At 58.5% G+C, this 18508-nt stretch carries 21 protein-coding genes and 1 tRNA gene; 9 read left to right on the top strand and 13 right to left on the bottom strand.

Features of this window, described 5'->3' with window-relative positions:
- From BLP99_RS22385 to BLP99_RS22370, 4 genes are all read right to left on the bottom strand, one after another.
- Positions 1-735 (bottom strand): amino acid permease (locus tag BLP99_RS22385; protein WP_143007972.1); only part of this gene is annotated, 735 nt, incomplete at its 3' end.
- 420 nt (positions 736-1155) lie between these two features.
- Entirely contained in the window at positions 1156-2115 is a 960-nt protein-coding gene (locus BLP99_RS22380) for an HlyD family secretion protein (RefSeq protein WP_072398414.1), read from the bottom strand.
- Between the two features lie 3 nt (positions 2116-2118).
- Positions 2119-2490 carry a DUF3302 domain-containing protein gene (locus BLP99_RS22375; RefSeq protein WP_072398415.1) on the bottom strand — a complete coding sequence of 124 codons (372 nt, stop codon included), beginning with the start codon at positions 2488-2490 and terminating at the stop codon, positions 2119-2121.
- A gap of 215 nt (positions 2491-2705) precedes the next feature.
- A complete protein-coding gene (locus tag BLP99_RS22370) occupies positions 2706-3068 on the bottom strand; it encodes an NUDIX hydrolase (protein ID WP_072398490.1) in 363 nt (120 codons plus the stop codon).
- Between the two features lie 289 nt (positions 3069-3357).
- On the opposite strand from BLP99_RS22370, the gene BLP99_RS22365 reads away from it, so the two are divergent.
- Together BLP99_RS22365 and BLP99_RS22360 are read left to right on the top strand one after the other, a co-directional pair.
- Complete coding sequence (locus BLP99_RS22365) at positions 3358-3546, top strand: hypothetical protein (RefSeq protein ID WP_072398416.1); 189 nt, start codon at positions 3358-3360, stop codon at positions 3544-3546.
- A 232-nt stretch (positions 3547-3778) separates the two neighbouring features.
- Positions 3779-4006 (top strand): PLD nuclease N-terminal domain-containing protein, encoded by a 228-nt coding sequence (locus BLP99_RS22360; protein ID WP_072398417.1) that lies wholly within the window; start codon positions 3779-3781, stop codon positions 4004-4006.
- Between the two features lie 29 nt (positions 4007-4035).
- Here the strand turns inward: BLP99_RS22360 and BLP99_RS22355 are convergent, their stop codons facing one another.
- The 3 genes from BLP99_RS22355 to BLP99_RS22345 all read right to left on the bottom strand — a co-directional run bounded on the left by BLP99_RS22355 (position 4036) and on the right by BLP99_RS22345 (position 5223).
- Positions 4036-4464, bottom strand: coding sequence for a hypothetical protein (locus BLP99_RS22355; RefSeq protein ID WP_072398418.1), 429 nt, complete (start codon positions 4462-4464; stop codon positions 4036-4038).
- 121 nt (positions 4465-4585) lie between these two features.
- The gene (locus BLP99_RS22350) at positions 4586-4816 is read right to left on the bottom strand and encodes a hypothetical protein (protein WP_072398419.1); all 231 of its coding nucleotides are present in this window, start codon (positions 4814-4816) and stop codon (positions 4586-4588) included.
- A 152-nt stretch (positions 4817-4968) separates the two neighbouring features.
- A complete protein-coding gene (locus BLP99_RS22345; RefSeq protein ID WP_041022040.1) occupies positions 4969-5223 on the bottom strand; it encodes a DUF6555 family protein in 255 nt (84 codons plus the stop codon).
- 235 nt (positions 5224-5458) lie between these two features.
- Between BLP99_RS22345 and BLP99_RS22340 the strand changes: the two genes are divergently transcribed.
- Positions 5459-6358 carry a polysaccharide deacetylase family protein gene (locus BLP99_RS22340; protein ID WP_072398420.1) on the top strand — a complete coding sequence of 300 codons (900 nt, stop codon included), beginning with the start codon at positions 5459-5461 and terminating at the stop codon, positions 6356-6358.
- A gap of 102 nt (positions 6359-6460) precedes the next feature.
- A complete protein-coding gene (locus BLP99_RS22335) occupies positions 6461-6652 on the top strand; it encodes a DUF2188 domain-containing protein (protein WP_072398421.1) in 192 nt (63 codons plus the stop codon).
- Between the two features lie 163 nt (positions 6653-6815).
- Here the strand turns inward: BLP99_RS22335 and BLP99_RS22330 are convergent, their stop codons facing one another.
- The 3 genes from BLP99_RS22330 to BLP99_RS26655 form a co-directional block, all read right to left on the bottom strand.
- Complete coding sequence (locus tag BLP99_RS22330; protein ID WP_072398422.1) at positions 6816-8606, bottom strand: DAHL domain-containing protein; 1791 nt, start codon at positions 8604-8606, stop codon at positions 6816-6818.
- Between the two features lie 250 nt (positions 8607-8856).
- A complete protein-coding gene (locus BLP99_RS22325; RefSeq protein ID WP_072398423.1) occupies positions 8857-9723 on the bottom strand; it encodes a prohibitin family protein in 867 nt (288 codons plus the stop codon).
- A gap of 232 nt (positions 9724-9955) precedes the next feature.
- Positions 9956-11818: an NAD(P)-binding domain-containing protein gene (locus BLP99_RS26655; RefSeq protein WP_256327886.1), complete on the bottom strand. Its 1863-nt coding sequence runs from the start codon at positions 11816-11818 to the stop codon at positions 9956-9958.
- 119 nt (positions 11819-11937) lie between these two features.
- Here BLP99_RS26655 and BLP99_RS22310 point away from each other — a divergent pair, with 119 nt between their 5' ends.
- Complete coding sequence (locus tag BLP99_RS22310; RefSeq protein WP_072398424.1) at positions 11938-12798, top strand: LysR family transcriptional regulator; 861 nt, start codon at positions 11938-11940, stop codon at positions 12796-12798.
- Position 12799: 1 nt separating this feature from the next.
- Here the strand turns inward: BLP99_RS22310 and BLP99_RS22305 are convergent, their stop codons facing one another.
- The gene (locus BLP99_RS22305; protein ID WP_092181794.1) at positions 12800-14257 is read right to left on the bottom strand and encodes an MFS transporter; all 1458 of its coding nucleotides are present in this window, start codon (positions 14255-14257) and stop codon (positions 12800-12802) included.
- Positions 14258-14505: 248 nt separating this feature from the next.
- Here BLP99_RS22305 and BLP99_RS22300 point away from each other — a divergent pair, with 248 nt between their 5' ends.
- Together BLP99_RS22300 and BLP99_RS22295 are read left to right on the top strand one after the other, a co-directional pair.
- Entirely contained in the window at positions 14506-15264 is a 759-nt protein-coding gene (locus BLP99_RS22300) for an SDR family oxidoreductase (RefSeq protein WP_072459354.1), read from the top strand.
- 80 nt (positions 15265-15344) lie between these two features.
- Entirely contained in the window at positions 15345-15851 is a 507-nt protein-coding gene (locus BLP99_RS22295; RefSeq protein ID WP_072398426.1) for a nuclear transport factor 2 family protein, read from the top strand.
- A 239-nt stretch (positions 15852-16090) separates the two neighbouring features.
- Here BLP99_RS22295 and BLP99_RS22290 read toward each other — a convergent pair.
- Positions 16091-16178 (bottom strand) — tRNA-Ser (locus BLP99_RS22290).
- A gap of 124 nt (positions 16179-16302) precedes the next feature.
- Between BLP99_RS22290 and BLP99_RS22285 the strand changes: the two genes are divergently transcribed.
- Positions 16303-16974 carry a Bax inhibitor-1/YccA family protein gene (locus tag BLP99_RS22285; protein WP_039588756.1) on the top strand — a complete coding sequence of 224 codons (672 nt, stop codon included), beginning with the start codon at positions 16303-16305 and terminating at the stop codon, positions 16972-16974.
- A gap of 67 nt (positions 16975-17041) precedes the next feature.
- On the opposite strand, the gene BLP99_RS22280 is transcribed toward BLP99_RS22285, so the two are convergent.
- Positions 17042-17479 (bottom strand): Lrp/AsnC family transcriptional regulator, encoded by a 438-nt coding sequence (locus tag BLP99_RS22280; protein ID WP_092181791.1) that lies wholly within the window; start codon positions 17477-17479, stop codon positions 17042-17044.
- 134 nt (positions 17480-17613) lie between these two features.
- Between BLP99_RS22280 and BLP99_RS22275 the strand changes: the two genes are divergently transcribed.
- Positions 17614-18507 (top strand): DMT family transporter, encoded by an 894-nt coding sequence (locus BLP99_RS22275; protein WP_092181788.1) that lies wholly within the window; start codon positions 17614-17616, stop codon positions 18505-18507.
- The last annotated feature ends 1 nt before the right edge of the window (position 18508 follow it).

Below are 18508 nucleotides of genomic sequence, written 5' to 3'. Positions count from 1 at the left end.
CAGGAACAGCAGCACGGTGATGAAGCCGATCACGGTGGCCTTGCCCACGTCGGTGCGTTTCTCGGCGCGGGCGGAAAAGATGCTCGCCCCCTCGATGCCGATGAACACCCACACGGTGACCAGCATCATGTTGCGCACCTGGTTCATCACGCTGCCCAGGTCGGGGTTCATCGTGCCCCAGATGTCCCGGGTGAAGATCTCGAGCTTGAAGGCGAACAGCGCGATCAGCACGAACAGCAACAGCGGCACGACCTTGGCGACGGTGGTCACCAGGTTGATGAATGCCGCCTCCTTGATGCCGCGCAGCACCAGCCAATGCACCGCCCACAACAGCACCGAGGCACCGATCACTGCCGCTACGGTGTTGCCCTCGCCGAAAATCGGGAAGAAGTAGCCCAGGGTACTGAATAGCAGGACGAAATAACCGACGTTGCCCAACCAGGCGCTGATCCAGTAGCCCCAGGCCGAGGAGAAGCCCATGTAGTCGCCGAAACCGGCCTTGGCGTAGGCATACACGCCGCCGTCCAGGTCGGGTTTGCGGTTGGCCAGGGTCTGGAAGACGAAGGCCAGGGTCAGCATGCCGACGGCGGTGATGGCCCAACCGATCAGTACCGCTCCGACATCGGCGCTGGCGGCCATGTTCTGCGGCAGGGAAAAGATCCCGCCACCGATCATGGAGCCGACAACCAGTGCAACCAATGCACCAAGGTGCAGTTTTCCAGGCGCTTCAGACATGGCATGACTCCATAGGTGGCAAGCGGTGTTTTAGGCTCTGTACGAAAAGCCTTGATACTCGTTCAGGCAGCGTTGAAAACTGCCTGACCTTGATCTCAAGACTTTTCGTACAGCGCCTGGTTTTTAAATAACAAATTCCATGGTTTTGCCTTTCGCCGGATTGACGTTAGACAAGTTTTTAATGTTGTAAAGGATGCTTGTTTATTCTGTTTGTGCTTTGTATGTTTATTTGCAATTAAAAATAACTGCTGAGCTGTTTTTGTAATAAAGAGGGCAAGACATCGCCTGGATAGCGTGGTTTCTCGCGGAATGCTCGGGCAGGATTTCGTTTTGGGGCGTTCAATAGGGAATATTGAAAGGCAGGGGCAATATCCCAAGCGTTTGAAGGGTGCTTATGGATTTTGGCGATCAGTAAAGAAATTAATGGAATGGAAAGATATAGTTCATCCACGCAGCCATCCGCAACAGTATCTTGCGCATCATGCCTATATGGTGAAAGTGCTGACTATAAACCGCCGCCTGACCGTAGGCGCCACCGGGGACGAAGTCCCGATACTGGGTAAAATCCGGATCATTGATTTCAATGACGACAGGAACTCGACCTGGTGGCGGTGAGCCGGTATAGCTGGTGAGTGTTCCCGAAGGCTGAACCTGCCCCTCTCCGATGACGCTCAAGACACTCGCAACCTTGCCTTTGAATACTTTTCCCGGGATTCCGTCGAATGCCACTTCCGCTTCATCGCCAACGACCAGACGCAATAAACTGTTCTGGCGCATCCAGGCCGCGAAATATTGGCCCTCGTCAGGGATGAATATCATTGAAGGCCTTAGCGGTAGTTTGGTTGCCATCATCCCGGGCCGCAAGGAGACCTGTGCGACGAACCCTTTGCTCGGGGCACGCACGATCGTGTTATCCAATTCATATTGAGCGTGATCCAGCTGTGCTTGCAGATCGTCCGTACGGGCGATGGTGGCCTCCAGCTCACGTTGGGTGCCAAAGCTGCGCTTGATCAGCTCGGTGATCCTGGCGCGATCGCCTTTTGCGGCGATCAGCTGCGCCTTGATTGACTTGACCCGGTACGTGAATGGCGTCGGGTCTATGCGAAATAGAATATCGCCTTTTTGAATGAGTTCGTTGCCTTTTACCGGAACCTCGATGACTTGACCACTGACGACCGGAATCACTGGGACGGAAACAAAATAATAACGGGCCACCTCTGAATAAGGGTGGTTGTAATTCATCGTAAAAATCAGGGCGCCAATGATAAGGATGCCGCCCAGGACAGCGGTAGGCACCGTCCATTTATTTAACGGAATATGAAAGATTTTAAAGATGGCAACACAGAGGGCGGCATAGGTCAAAATGAGCAAAAGGTCCATGACCTAAATCCCCCCGTCGCTGTTGCTGGGTGCCGGTGTTTGTCGACTTTTGCCGGCGGATATTTCCAGTCGCTCAACGCGGCCTTGCAGTTCTGCCAGTTGCTGCTCTAACTGGGTAACGTGACTGAGGGGAGATTTACCATCGCCAAAACCCCAGCCCCGATCCTCGCGATAGGCCATTGCCCAAATCCATAGAAATGGCCAAAGCGCATGCAGCGTGAACAGGCTGACCCAGCCGGTCGCATGGATGGCATCCTGGTGCGGGTGGTTTCGGTGCACGGCGATTTCATAAGGAATGTCGTGCAATAAGATGATTCCGTAGAAAAGGAACAGTCCGGCAAAGATCAGGATACCCAGCGCAAAATAATCAAGCACGACAGCCTCCCATCCGCACGGTTCACTATGAGGAATGATTGTAGTCGTGACTTTTCCATTCGCTTGGTCGACAACAAAAATATCAGCGGCCAGGCTTCACCACGGTGATGCAAGGGCTCCAGGCCGGGTCGAACAACGAGTCCTGGTAGAAGGGTGAACGATGAGTCTATTCGGTTCTTTCTGTTGGCTGCGCAGTCACTGACGCCTGCGGATAATCATAATCTGCGCCGGAACGCTTCCAGTATTTCCTGTGTGCCTTTTTTCAGCTGCAACTGGGCGATGGCGTCCAGTGGATGCCAGAGACAGTCGTGGATTTCATTCAGTGGACGGGCCGCCTTCGAGTCGTTGACCGAGGCTTCGAATACGTGATGTTCGGTGCCGCCGTCGTTGAGGCGCATCAGGTAGAGCAGATTTTCAGCGGTCAGTCCGGTTTCTTCGGCCAGCTCCCTGAGCGCGGCATCGGCATGGGTTTCGCCGCGCTCGACGGTTCCACCCGGCAACGCCCAACGGCTGTTGGGCTTTCGCACCAACAGCACATGGCGATTTTCCTGGCAGATGACGGTCGCTCGAATTTTCATGGGGTTGTCCGGCATATCGCTGTCATAAAAATGAAATATAACTGAAACATAAGACGCAGGTCTTGTTGCAGGTGTTCAATCAGGTTTTTGGACTCTCTATCGGTACGACCACATCCATCCAGGAAAGATTGAACCTGATTCGAATGAATAGGTGCGGTCGAGTATCCCGTCTGAATCATGGTCGCCGGACAGGTCGAGCTGACCGGCCATCGCCTAAAATGAATCAGATGGGAAAAAAGGTATCCATGTTGAGTGGATAGCCACCCCGGGCAGTGGGGAGAGAGGAAAAATGACCACTGTGGAAGACTTCAAGATCAAATCCCACGAGCTTCTTGTGGAGCTCGATGCGGCGACTTCGGAAATGATGACCCTTATCTGTGCCCACCAGATGACCGGTGCGGCCTGGGAAGAGGCGGTTCGGCGTCAGCATGAAGCCTATGAGCAGTGGATCGGCTATCTGAATGAGCGTCCCTCTTAGCCGCAGTACGAAAAAGCCTTGATACTCGTTTATGCGGCATTGAGAACAGGCTCGTGCGCGAGTCCGGTCGAGATACTTGTTGACAGCCGGTAGACTCCGCTTCCTCGCCCCGTTTCCCTTGCCTGGCCTTCGCGCAAACCTATGCAGGCAACGCCAGGACATCTGGCAGATTTTTTGAACGCTCCCGGGGCGCCCAGGCCTAATCCTTAGACCTTGAATGGAGGATTGGGCCATGTCTGAATTAGCCAGTTATTTCTGGATTGCTGTCGCAGTGCTTTTGCTGCTGGTAGATCTCTGGGCAATCGTCAGCGTCTTTCGCAGCGACAAATCAGCCGGTACCAAGGCCGGCTGGGCCCTGTTGCTGATTATCCTGCCGGTAGTGGGCTTGATCATCTGGGGCGTGGCTGGTCCACGCGGGGTCAAGGAGCCGCCGTCGTCGCCGGAGCACAGCAAAGGCTAGTCGTCGGGTATTGCTCGCAGGGCAGAACATCAGCGATTCTGCCAGCGGCCGCCGGTGGTTTCGCAGTCCTTTTTTGCCTGTTGCAGTTGCTCGACACCGTAGTAGTACCAGATGACTTGCGCGTCGTCCGGGATGTTGGCCGAGCCCCCCGTCCTGTCCTTGCTGGTGGAATGCGGATTGGCCAGGGCTTCCTGGGTCAGCCTGGCCTCGCATGTGGCGACGTGGCCGGCAGCGCAGCGTTCGACAGGTGTCTTGCGAGTGCTCAGGGTTCCCTTGCTTTCATTGCTGCAAGACCAGCCGATGGCTTCGGCGGGCACGCCTTTGTACTCATAGCAACTGTGGGTTTCGATTTCCGACACTGACTGGCTCTGGGACTGGGTCCTGACATCGCAGCCTTGTGCCATGGCGGCGGTGGGGCTGGCGCAAGCCGCCATCAGCAGCAGGACTTTGGCGTTCATGATGGATCTCCTTTTCGCGGTTTTTGCACCTGTTTCAATATCGAGGAGCAAAAAGCCGCCGCGTTCCATCGATTTTCAGGGTCGACGTACGTGAGCAGACGCGGGTCTGACGCGCTTGAAGCTAGCGGAATTTGGGCAAGGGCCGTTCGACTGGCTTGAGTGACGACAGGGCGTGCTGGATCGATGGGGCATCCTTCTCGATGTCGTTGAGGCGGTCCCGGATGCGCACGGCCGTTGGGTGGCCGCCGTTGTGGTCGACCCAGTCGGCGATTTCCTTGCAGGCAGCCGTCAACCGGGCCTGGCGCGATTCCAGCAGGGTGAGCAGGGTGGTGATGGACTCTTTTTCAGACATGTCACACCTCCAATTCAGAGTTGATCGAGCAGCACGAGGCCCGCTGGAGGCGGGTCGTGCTGTCGATTAAGCGTAGTAGAGTTATCGGGGTTGCGCCGCAGCCTCCGGCACCCGGCTGGACAGCCGGCACGCCGGAAAAAGGGTTTGTATGATCAGCCGGATTCCTTGATCCAGCTCGGTGCGACGCTTGCGCGCCAGCGCACATCCGTGATGCCGTATTTCTCCGCAAGGGGCTTGGTGACCCGCTTGACCTTTTCTCTCCCGAATTTGGGTATGCGCCCGACACCTGCGTCGCAACTGGCCCAATGCCAAGCCTCGGAGTTATTCATCACCTCTGCTCGAATAATGAATGACTTGGGTTCGCCATGGAGCATGTAGTCGATGATGTAAAGCGATGGCCCGCCCATAAATCCTCCCTAATTTAGTCCTATACGGATGGATGCGGAGGCGTCCGGAAAATTCCATCGGATTTCCAGACGGTCAGGACAAGGCCTGAAAAGGGCGGCATTGAGCGCCGGCAAGCGAAACCCACCGGAAGCGTTCGCGGCCAGGAACCAAACCCGGTTAACCTTCTCCAAGCTGGGCTTGAGCACCATGGCCAGGGAACGAAGGCGAAGCAGTCAGCATCATGAAAGGTAGAACATGAGGAACCTCGCCAGGGTAGTGGTCAGTGTAGTCCTTGCCTGTGGTTTGGCGGGATGTATCGGACCGCCCATCGAACTCACCGCGCAAACCGAGCAACGCCTGCGTACGCAACCGCCGATCCGTTTCCTCCTGACATTCGATGACGGGCCCAGCGCATCGTCTTTCTGGAACCCTAGCCTGAGCGTGCTGGATGCCCTTGCGGATAATCCGGTGCAACCCGGTATCAAGGCGGTATTTTTCGTACAGACTCGTGCCCCGCGTGCCGGTGGCAGCGAAATCGGCCGCTCGGTGATGCAGCGTGAGCAACGCGAAGGGCACGTACTGGGCTTTCACACTGCCACAGGGTGGCATACCAATCATCGCTCCCTCGGTCCCGACGAGCTGGAGCAGTCACTGGTCAACGGCGCAGCCGATATCGCGGCGATCACCGGTGTCGCTCCGACCCTGGTGAGGCCGCCGTTCTGGAGCTATGACAGGCGCACCTTCGCGGCTTATCAACGGCAGGGCATGCACGTATTGCTCACCGACCTGAGCGCCAACGACGGCAAGGTCTGGGGCATCACGGCCAGTCCGCGTCGGCGGATCAACCTGATACGCCAGCTTTCAGAGGTACGCGAGCGCATCGCGGCCGGGGAGCTTGCGGCGGTGGAGGGGGTGATCCCGGTGGTGGTGACCTTTCATGATCTCAACCGCTACACCGCCCGGCACGCCCGGGAATATCTGCAGATCCTGCTGGACGCCGCCAGGACCACCGGGGTCAAGACCGATGCCAAGCCGTTCTATGACGACCGCCAGGCACTGGAGCGAGCCGCCATGGCACGTACGGTCAAGGAAAGCGGTCAGCCGGTGCGCCTGCCGGGCCTGTGGGACTGGATATGGGATTCGGACGCGCGATGAGCTGCATGATCGGTGGTGTGCGTCACGACGTTCGGTGCGCATCCCGGCACGAAGTGCGTGTAAGGTAGGCGAGCTAACCTGGTTATCTCGGAGGAGTTGACGATGAGTACCGCGATGCTGACGAAAATGCACATCAACGGTTATGACGTTCTCAGCGTAAACAGCGGCCCTTGGAGGGTCTGTACCCAGGCTGACCGACTGGGATCCTTTGCTTCCCGTGAAGAAGCGCTGGCATACGCCGCCGCGTTGCCGGTCAGGAAGAACCGTGATGAGCGTACTGCCAGCGACAAATAGCGCCGGTGGTTGACGGTTTGGCTCGCGAAGGCGCAGAACAATTGCCACGAGGCGGATTGTCTCGTCGTCTTCGCGGGCTCGGGCTTCAGGCCGTGAGCCAGCGCTGCTGGCAATCGGTTGAAGCGTGTCCAATGCTCTGCGGGCGCCGTCAGGCGAGCCACCTTCAGGCAGGTGCCAGTTCCAACGGAATCTCCAGCGTGAACAGGGCGCCTTGCCCGGGGCCGTCGCTATGGACATGGAGGTGACCATTCATCTCGACGGCCGCCAGGGCGCAGCTGTGCAAGCCGAACCCATGACCCTCCTTGCGCGTCGTGAAGCCGTGGTTGAAGATGCGGGCCAGGTTCTCGGGCGCAATACCTTCACCTCGATCCTGGACGCTGAGGCATAACCTGGTCTGGTCGAGGATTCGTATGCCCAAGGTCATTTCCCGTGGATGCTCGCAGACATGGGACATGGCAAACTTGGCGTTGCTGATGAGGTTGATCAGGATCAGCAGCAGCCTGTGCTTGTCGCCCATGATCGTGGGCGTGTCCTGATAGTCCTTGATGACGGTGACGTGGTGTCGGCTCAGGGCGCCGGCATTCATGCGCAGCGCGTCTTCGAACAGATCGCTGATCCTGAGCGGTTCCACCAGCCTTGCGGCACCGGCATAGGCTTGCTGGGTGGTGACGATTTCCTTGATGTGGTCGACGCTTTTGGTCAGTTGCGCCAGCTCCTCGATCAGCTGTGCCTGCTCGGCGCTGATGGACTCCACCAGCTCGTTGAAGTAGCGGGGCAGCAACTTGCCTTTTTCGTCGAGGGTGATGAACCGGCCCAGATCGTCGGCATGTTCGTTCATCATCCTGACCGCTTTCCCAAGCCCCGCCGTCCTGCTGTTCTTCAACTTGCGGGTCACCAGGTCCGCTGAAATATTCACGCTGTTCAGAACGTTCCCGACGTTGTGCAGCACGTTGGTGGCAATTTCCGCCATGCCCGCCATGCGGGCGGCGTCCACCAGCTCGCGTTCGGCTTCCCTCAGTTCGCGAGTGCGTTCCTCCACTCGTTCTTCCAGGCGTTCGTTGGATTGTTGCAGCTCATGGTTGATCTGGTTGATGACCGAATAGCTGCGAACCAGCCGTACCGCCAGGTAGATCATCAACAGTGCCATCAGGCTGGCGCATACGGCCAGGTAAATATGGTATTGGCGGTCGGTGGCGGCGGTCCTGCGTTGTGTCTCGTTCAGTAGCTCATTGATGTTGTCCAGCTCCTGGGCCACCGGAATGACGCTGATGCGGTCGAGCAGGTCATTGACGATGGGCTGCTCCTGGATGATGGTCCTCACATGTTGCGTCAGCCTGGCGAAGGGCGGCCGATATTCGTTGGGCAACCGGTCGATGTAGCTGTCCAGCTTGCTCAGTTGGCCTTGGATTTCCCGAGCCTTGTCCGACGTGACATAAAGCGCGAATTCCAGCGTCGTCAATGTCAGGTCCAGGACATCGGAAGCCATCGCCAGATGCTCCGCCGGGGCCGGTCCATTCATCCCGCTCAACAGGTCCTGGATAGCGTCTTCCGCCGACGGTAGCGCGTCCAAGGACGAGCGCAGGCTCGCATTATGGTGGTCGAACTGCTCGACCAGCGCGGTCTTGTTCCTGACCGCATCGACATAGCCCTGGCGCCGCGATTCCCAAAGCGTGGCCAAGGGACCGCTGTCGTTGAGCCGTTCCAGTTGTTCCCAGCGGCTGCTCGCATCGGGTGGTGGGCTCAGTGACAGGTTGTTATTGAGCCCTGTCTTCTTCTTCAGGATCTTGACGTTCCAATTGGCGTCGGATTGCTTGAGCTGCCGGATGAAGTCGCGGGACTCGAAGTATGTCGTCGTGTCATAGGTATAGGACTTGATGAGAAAGAACATCAGGGCCGAAAACGTCACCAGCGCCACAGCCAGCAAGGCGGGCCATTTATATTTCCTGATGAGCATGGTCACGCAGCTCTCCTGTCGGGGGCGGGGGAAGACGCGGTGGATGAGTTCCGGAAGGCGCGGGCACTGGGGGGCTTGAATCGATGAGGCGAGGGAGCGATTGATTGTCGCGTCGTGGTGTTTCGGCCTGGGTACACGTTGAGCTCCCTGCTAACGCTGGATATCGAATCGTCACTCAAGCCAGTGTAGCGTCAACGGAGCGCCAGGACGGCAAGGCGGGCGCGACCAGGACAGGTCGCGCCGCGAGGGATCAGCGGTTGTCGGCCCGAGTGTCGATGAAAGGCAGGGCACCGTTCGGCAGCACGGTGGTCGGCAGCACGCCATTCCAGCGCTCGGCCTTGGTCAGCTCCACCAGGTTCTGGTTGCTGGCCAGGGCCTGTGCCCGCGCCTTGATGGCCTCGGCTTCAGCCTTGCCGCGAAGTTCGGTGGCCAACGCGTCCGCCTTGGCCTGGGCGACCTGCGAGTCGGCTTCGGCCTGGGCCTGGGTGACGCGGATCTGGGCCTGGACCTGCTCGGTGGCCAGTTGCTGCTCACGGGTCTTGACCTGGACTTCCGCCGCCATGCGCGCTTCGATGGCCTTCTCATAGGCGTCGCTGAAATCGATGTTTTCCACCTGGACACTGTCGATGATCACAGGCCCGGTGATGGTCGACTTGATGGCGGCCGAGATGTCATTGACCAGTTGGACGCGATTCTGCACGGCGGCCACGGCGTTGAACTTGCCGAAGACGTTCTCCACCTGAGTGGGCACCTGCCGGCTGATCATCCGGTCCCGGATGCCTTCGAGATCCTTGAACTGGGTGTAGACCTTGGCCACATCGGACGGCGCGATGTGCCAGGACACCGATACCTTGAGCTGTGCGGACTGTTGGTCCTTGCTGTATGCCTGGAGATCGTCGTACGAAGTGACCTGGCTTTGAACGCTGATCAGACGCACGGATTCGATGAAGGGGGTCTTGAAGGACAGCCCGGGTTCCACCACGCCCACCAGCGCACCGTTACGCAGCAGCACGCCGCGTTCGGTTTCGTCGACTGTGTACCAACTGCCGAAGAAGACGCTCAGCAGGACGACGCCGATGACGGCGGCAGCGAGGGAGCCCATGGTTTTTCTGGTCATTTTTTCTTTCCTTGTAACAGCCACCGAGGCTGCGATTTTTTCCGAGTGCCAGACACGAAAAAGCCCTGGATAACCAGAGCATCAACGTATGGATATGGCGCAGGCGATGGGATTCTAACTCACGGGGCTGTCATTTTCCGTGATGAACGTTCCAATCCTTTCTTCCAGGTCCTGGGCAGCAACAGCCAGGTCTGTTGGCCTGAGGTGCAGTGCCCTTGACCTGGGTAGCGCTTTACGCGGGATCGGGCACGCTCAATGATTGGTCCAGCCACTGCGTGACGACCTTGAAAGCCTCATCGGAATTACGTTCATAGATCAATCCGTGGCCGTTGCCGTGAATGCCCAGTGCCGGTAGATCCAGGTGATGAATGTTGGCACCGGCATTTCGCAGGAAAGCGACGATGCTGGATGCGTAGGCAACAAACGCCGATGTCTCACCTGTCAACAGCGCTATCGGGACGCCCTGCAGGCCAGGGACCCTCAGGGTTGAAGGTTCTGCTGTACGCACTTGTTCAGGCGTTTTGCGAGGCGGATCGAAGGTCAGAGGTGCGGCAGTCAGCCCCCAATCGAGGCTGCCTATGCCCGGTGTGTGGCCAAATACCGGACCCATGGGTTCCACCGCCACAATTCCTGCGACCAGGCCGGGTCGACGATCGGCGGCGAGCCAGCCACTGGGCCCGGACGCGGAATGCGTAACGATGATCGCTTTGCCGATCTTGTCGAGCAGCGCGGCCAGTCGATCCGCATCCAGGGTCTGGGATGCCGCAAGGTCAGCCGGCATGGGGCCGTAAGCTGCGACGAAGGCGTCAAACGCGGGTCCATCGTCCGGCTCGAATGGCCACTGCGTTTCTCCTGCGCCTTCTGGAAAGTAGACTTCACGCGCGCGCTCATAGGAGAACGCTGGCCCCATCGGCCCCATGATGTCTGGGTGATACGGCGATCGGCCATGGCCTGGTCTGTCGACGCGAAAAACGACGAAACCGGCTTCGATGAACCGCTGCGCCCACCCTGGTCGGCCATCGGGTGTGTCCAGCCATTCAGTGCCCTGCAGCGTGCCTCCGTGCACCAGCACCACGGGATAGGGCTGGGTGATGTGCTCAGGGGATTCCCAGGCCACGTACATCGGACCTTTCTGGAAGCTCTTACCGTTATGGGTAACGCGGGCTCCGGTCACCCAGAAGTTGCCACGGCGCGAGCGTTTCACCGGAGCGGTTCGCCAGGGTTGCGAGGCATGATCGAACGATCGGGACACTGTCTGCGTAGCGAATGCCGACCAGTCCTTGTGCCCGTATCCCCGGGCCAGCGCCGACGTCATCTTCGATCGCACAGCATCGGCCGCCGGCAGTTCCAGGCCCTTGCGACGGGCCGCCTCGATGGCCAGGTTTATATCCTTGAGGCCAAGAGACAGTTTGAAACCCGGTTCAAAACGGTTGTTGACGATGTTCTGCCCGTACCGCTGATAACTGGGGCAGGCGAACAGGGTCTGGGTCATGAGGTCGACGAAAACCTGCGGACTCAGTCCGTGGTGTTGAACGAGTTCGGTTGCTTCGCCCAGCGACTGGATGGCTTGAGTGATCATCATGTTGCCCGCGATTTTCGCGATACAGGCCTGTTCAGGTCGAGCGCCCAGGTACCAGGTCTTTTTGCCGAGCAGGTCAAAGATCGGTTGGACCGTCGAGATGGCTTCCCGCGATCCGGCCGCCAGGATATTCAACTCGCCGTTTGCCGCCACGGCAGGCACGCCGAAAACCGGCGCCGCGACCAGTCCGATGCCGATTTCATCGTGCACGCTTTGCAACTCCACCATGAGCGAAGGCGACAAGGTCGACATCACGACATGAACGCAAGCCTTGCCTGCATTTTCCAGAGCTGCGCTGGCCAGCAGCACTTCCCTGACGGCGGCATCATCGGCAAGCATGCTGATGACGACCTCTTGCTGAAATGCCGAGGCGGGAGATTCGAGAATGCTTGCTCCTTCGAGATCCTTGATCGCCGCGTGACTACGGTTCCATGCCGATACGCGGTGGCCTGCCTGGATGAGCAGAGCAATGATCGCTCTGCCCATGCTTCCCACACCGATAAAGCCAATATTCATTTTCCAGTCCCCGGATGGTGTTTCGACGAACGTGTTTGCGGACAAGTATGTCGGGCGCGGGATTGCTACGGCAGTGCCATTGCTGCACTCTCTGCGTTCATTTTTGTACGGGGTAGCGCATGGACTGGAGTGATGTGCGGGTCTTTCTCGCGATTGCCCGCAGCGGGTCGTTGGGCGCTGCCGCCAAGCTGTTGGGAGTAAGCCATCCGACCGTGGGGCGACGCTTGCAGGTGCTTGAGCAGTCCAGCGGCCAGCCCATTTTTCTTCGCACCGCCCAAGGTCTGGTACTGACCGACAGCGGAGAAAAGCTACTCAGCCTGGCGCAGGAGATGGAGCGAAGTGCGTTGGCAATCGAAAGGCGCCTTGCGGGGGACAGCGCACAGCCCGAAGGTGTGTTGCGCATTTCTTCCGCCGACTGGTTCGCCTGTTATGTGTTGGCCCCGGTACTGAATGAACTGGGGCGACGTTACCCGCTGATCGTGCCTGAGGTCATCGCGGGGCATCGGTTGTTTGACCTTGCTCGTCGCGACGCCGATATCGCGTTCCGAATCGTTCCTTTCACCGAGCCGGATATCGTTCACCGCAAGCTGACTACCCTGAACTATGGGTTGTATGCGGCCGTCGGATCTCCCGACCCTGAGCCGCAGGGCGATGGGCTTGGTTTGATCACCATGAGCATCGCCCAGTCTCATTATCCAGATGTGCAGTGGCTGCAGCAGCGTTACCCTCTGGCTCGTACCGTATTCACCAGCAGCAGCCGTACAGTCCAGGCACAGATGTGCGCGCAAGGGCAGGGTGTCGCCGTATTGCCCCGCGTCCTGGGCGACCAGTTAACGGCGCTGCGGCTGATTGATCCGCATGAGCCGCCACCGGGTCGCGATATATGGATGGGGTACCACCAGGACATGCGGCAGCTGGACAGCCTCCGTGCCCTTGCAGACCTTGCCTCCCTGATGATCGGCTCGCAGGGAGGCGGTTGATTCACTCTGCTGGGCGCATGGCTGCCGTTTGCAGGCCCGCAGCCGGTTGGCGGGCCAGGCCAAGGCTGAGTGCCGCACCTGCCGCCAGGCATACCGCGATGCACAGTATGGAGACGGTGAAGGCGTGGGTGATGGCCGCCGCGTCCGTATCCGTGCCCAGAAGGGTGTAGAAAATCCCGCCGATGATCGCCACGCTCAATGACGTGCTGATTTGCAGGGTGGAGCTGGTAATGCCCGCAATCATGCCGGAATACGCGGGTGCCACGCGTCCTGTGATCATCCGCATCAATGTTGGAAGGGCCAGTCCTTGTCCGAAACCGATCACAAAAAGAATGACGGCAAGGGGCAGCGCAGTGGGACTGACGGTCATCGGCGTCCGCACCACGAGCCAGGCCAGGAGCACGAACCCCAACACTTCAAGCCCCATTCCGACGGGATTCACGTAAGCACCCAGAAAACGCCTGAAACGATTGGTGGAGAGTGGTCCCAGCAAAAATCCCGCGCCGAAAGGAAGAAAGACGAGACCAGCATCGAGTGGGCTCATATGCAGTGCTCCCTGTAGATAAATGGAAAACAGCAGGAAAAACACGCCGATCGCATAGAAGGTCAGGGCCACGAGCAACGCACGGCCCAGGCCAGGCGTGCGCAGTGCGGCAGGATTGAGCAACGGTGCGCCTTGCGCTTGATGCAGACGGGTTTCGTAGCGCCAGAACAGCCAGGCCAGCAGCGGCACCGCCGCAAGCGAGAGCCAGGTCCACAAAGGCCAGCCCGCTTCGCGCCCTTCGATCAATGGAACGATCAGAGCCCCAAGCGTCACCATGGACAGTGCCGTTCCGCCCAGGTCCAGCTTGCTTGTATGTGGCGCGCGGGTTTCCTTGACCACTGCAATGGCGACCAGAATGATCAGCACCGCGATCGGCAAATTGACCAGAAATATCGCCCGCCACCCCAAGCCCATCAGGTTGAGCGATATCAGGATCCCGCCAAATGCCTGGCCGACTACCGAAGCCAGGCCAAAGACCGCGCCATAGAGACTCAGCGCCAAGGGTTTTTCCGATTCGGGGAATATAGCCTGCACTGAAGCGAGTGCCTGGGGTGCCATTACGGCCGCTGTTACGCCTTGCAGCGAACGTCCGGCGATCAACACCCAGGGTGAGTCGGCGACGCCGCAGACCAGTGAGGCGACTGCAAAGCCAACCAGGCCAACGAAAAACATCCGCATGCGGCCGTAGATGTCACCAAGCCGTCCACCAGTGATCAGTGTCACGGCATAAAGCGCCGCGTAAGAGGAAATGACCAACTGTTCGGCGGAGGAGGCCGTGCCCAGCGATTCCTGAATCGAGGGCAGTGCCACGTTCACGATAAAAAAATCCAGGGGCGGTAAAAACGCACCGACCAGCAAGATGGCGAACATCAACCAGCGCCGCGGTTCTGCGAGCGCTACTTTTTCCCGAGGCATAGGATCTCCTGTCTGGAACCGTTCGGTTCCAGAGTATTGAATGTCTGAATGTTCGAGCTTCAGTCGAAAAGACGGCCCATGCGCTGAACCAATGAGTGGCAATCTAAACGATTCAACCTTTGCCGACGCCTCACATAATTGAACGACCAATGTTCATTTATGGCAGTGCCAACCAGCACCTGACTCCCCACAAAATGCCCGCACTGTGGTTTCAGTCGATCCACACAACCAGGACCGAGGAGTCAGCTATGTCAGGTAAATTCGCTAATCGGATTGCAGTCGTCACCGGCGCATCCACCGGGATCGGCTTTGCGATTGCGCAGGGTTTGATTGCCGAGGGGGCCAAGCGTGTTTACATCACGGGGCGTTCTGCTGCCACGCTGGAGGCGGCGGTCGCCAAGCTCGGTGATAAAGCGGTTGCGGTAATTTGCGATGTCGCGAGCCAGGCTGATCTCGATAAGCTCAAGGCGACGATTGATGCTCACGACGATCAGTTGGACTCGGTGTTCGCCAACGCGGGTATCTGTGAAAGGAACCCGGTGGGGGAGACCACCGAGGCTGCTTATTTCAACATGTTCGACATTAATGTGAAGGGCGTCTTTTTTACTGTCCAGACGCTGATGCCCTTGTTGAAAAATGGCGCTTCGATCGTGCTGACGGCTTCTATCTGCTCCAGCAATGGGATGGAAGGATTGAGCCTCTATAACGCATCCAAGGCAGCGGTGCGATCTTTTGCAAGGACCTGGGCCAACGAACTCAAAGGTCGCAAGATTCGAACGAATGTCCTGAGCCCAGGCTTCACCCGCACCCCGCTGATGGATAACGGCTTGAAGATGAGTGAAAGCGACATAGCGGCGCTGCGCCAACATGTCGAGCAGATCACGCCGCTGGGGTATATGGCTCAGCCCGAAGAGATCGCCTCATCGGCGCTGTTCCTTGCATCCGCCGATGCGAAATATGTCAACGGTGTGGAACTGATGGTCGACGGCGGCCTGTCGCAGATCTGAACACCCGCTTGACCGTAGCGCAGCCCTCGCCGTGGGTTGCTTTTTTCGCTGTTGCGAAGCCTCAGACAGGAAGTGTCATCATGAACATTGAAGAGCTGACCACTCGACTGGAAGCCTTGGAAAGTCGCGCCGCTATCGAGTCGCTGATCAGCGCCTATGCCAACGCATTCGATCGCATCGACGTGTCGCTCCTGGGCCGAATCTGGCACGAAGAATCGACACTGGACTTACCGGGTTTCGGCAAGGCCGGAAATAGGAACGAAATCCTGGCGATGGCTCAAGACAGTTGGCGCCAGATGCCACATATGCACCACTGGATGGCCAACCCGGTGATCGAAATCGAGGGTGACAGTGCCTTGGGTACGGTGGCAGCGGATTGCCTGTTTCTGGACATTGAAAAAGGTCCAGTTCAAGTCAGCGGGCTGTACCACGATAAGTTTGAACGTCGGCAGGGGAAATGGGCATTTCTGTCACGCCGTTTTGAACTCCATTTCCTGACGCCGTTGAAAGACTGGATACCCTTGGCGGGCGATGAAAAGTACGCCGTGGACGAACATCGGAGCCTGGACTTGCTCCCGAAAGGTTGACGTGCTTGCGGGATCTGCGTGAGAGCGCGAACGACAAGTGCTGCCTGTCCTAGTCGTTCAAGTTCCAGGAAACGATAGTAAAAAACGGATAATCCCGGGCTCTGGCCGTTCGACAGGCATGTGGCCTCCATCGGACGCACCTCGAAAAGACCCGGAAAACGACCCTGAAGGGAGCCACGAGGTTCCTGGATCCCAGAAACGACAAAGCCCTGAATAATCAGGGCTTTGTCGCAAGAAGATGGCGGAGGCGATGGGATTCGAACTCATGGACCTGTTACAGTCGACGGTTTTCAAGACCGTTGCCTTAAACCACTCGGCCACACCTCCGTATTGCATTGCGGGCGCCATAATACCCGAATGAAACACACTGTCAAACTCTCCACGTAGCTTGTTACAGAGCGTCTGTTATGATCCTTGCCACTGAATGTTTCAAAACCGGAGGAGTGTCGCCATGCGCGAACAGGATTACGCAGTGAACAACAGCGTGCAGGCCGAGCAGCTAGAGGTTAGCCGTGTCCTGCGCAACACTTATGGCCTGCTGGCACTGACGCTGGCTTTCAGCGGTGTGATGGCCTTTGTCGCCCAACAGATGCGTGTCGGCTACCCGAACATCTTCGTGGTGCTGATCGGCTTCTACGGCCTTTTCTTCCTTACCAACAAGCTTCGCGATTCGGCCTGGGGCCTGGTGTCGGCGTTCGCGCTGACCGGTTTCATGGGCTTCCTGCTCGGCCCGATCCTCAACCGTTACCTGGGAATGCAGGGAGGCGCCGAGGTGGTCAGTTCGGCATTCGCCATGACCGCACTGGTGTTCGGTGGCCTTTCGGCCTACGTGCTGATCTCCCGCAAGGACATGAGTTTCCTGAGCGGTTTCATCACCGCTGGTTTCTTCGTGTTGCTGGGCGCGGTAGTGGCCAGCTTCTTCTTCCAGATCAGCGGCCTGCAGCTGGCGATCAGCGCCGGTTTCGTGCTGTTCTCGTCGGTCTGCATCCTGTACCAGACCAGCGCCATCATTCACGGCGGCGAGCGCAACTACATCATGGCTACCATCAGCCTGTATGTCTCGATCTACAACCTGTTTGTCAGCCTGCTGCAGCTGTTCGGCCTGATGGGCCGCGACGACTGATCACTTCGTGACAACGAAAGCCCGCCTCCTGGCGGGCTTTTTTTCGTTCACGAAATTCCGATCATCCTCAGCTCATCGGTGGCAAGCGTCGCTTGACCGGCGTCTTCTTGACGATGGCTGTACTGGTTTCGGCCAATACGTTGAGCTTGTCCAGCACGGTATCCAACTGCTCCATGGAGCGTACGTGGAGCCGGGCGATGAAACAGTCATCGCCGGTGACCTTGTCGCATTCGGTAAATTCGGCGATGGCCTGGATCTGCCGTTCCACCTCCTGCAGTTGTCCCGGTAACGGGCGGATACGCACGATGGCCTGGAGTTGATAGCCGAAGCACCGTGGATCCACCTCGACGGTGTAACCCTTGAGTACGCCGCGCTCTTCGAGCCTGCGCAGGCGCTCGGCCACGCTGGGTGAAGAAAGTCCACTCAGGTTTGCCAGCGCCTTGAGGGAAAGGCGGGAGTCTTCCATCAAGGCGCTGATGAGGATCTGGTCGATGTCGTCGGTCATTTGGGCTCCGTTAGGCGAATAGTCGATCTTGCCTTGATAAAAAAGGTCGAAACCCAGTTTAGCCTTTTTCCAGCTATGGAGAACGCGGCGGCCGGCTCGGCATACTGTGCCTCACTTGCTGAAGGAGCCTGAAGATGGACAAGACCTTACGTCGCGGTTCGCTGGAAATGACCGCTGCCATGCTGATTTCCGGAACCATAGGTTGGTTCGTGCTGGTATCGGGCCAGCCGGTATTGGACGTGGTGTTCTGGCGCTGTGTATTCGGCGCTGCCACCTTGCTGCTGATCTGCGCCGGCCTTGGTTTCCTGCGCCGGCATATCCTGACCCGGACGACCTTCCTGCTGGCGGTGCTCAGTGGCGTGGCAATCGTCGGCAACTGGGTGTTGCTGTTCGCTTCCTACTCCCGTGCATCGATCGCTATCGGCACGGCGGTGTACAACGTCCAACCGTTCATGCTGGTAGGGCTGGCGGCGCTGTTCCTGGGGGAAAAGATCACCGCGCAGAAGCTGTTCTGGTTGTTGGTGTCGTTTCTCGGGATGCTGGCCATCGTCAGTGCCCACGGTGAACAGGAGCAGGGGGGCGCAAACTACCTGGCGGGCATCGCGCTGGCCCTCGGGGCGGCGTTGCTGTATGCCATTGCCGCGCTGATCATCAAGCGCCTGACCGGTACGCCACCGCACCTGATCGCGCTGATCCAGGTCAGTACCGGTGTCCTGCTGCTGGCGCCCTGGGCGAACTTCTCGGCGTTGCCGCAACAAGCCCAGGCGTGGGCCAGCCTGCTGACCCTCGGCATGGTCCACACCGGCCTGATGTACGTATTGCTGTATAGCGCCATCCAACGGTTGCCCACCGCGATCACCGGGGCACTATCGTTCATCTATCCGATCGCGGCGATCTTCGTCGACTGGTTCGCCTTCGGCCATCGCCTCGAACCGCTGCAATGGCTGGGGGTGGCGGCGATCCTGCTGGCGGCCGCCGGCATGCAGCAGGGCTGGGGCATCAAGGCCCGTCGCCCAGCCCTGTCATGAG

The organism is Pseudomonas sp. NFACC32-1 (assembly GCF_900101215.1).
Classification (GTDB): Bacteria; Pseudomonadota; Gammaproteobacteria; order Pseudomonadales; family Pseudomonadaceae; genus Aquipseudomonas.
This window is presented reverse-complemented; position numbering and strand designations above follow the sequence as displayed.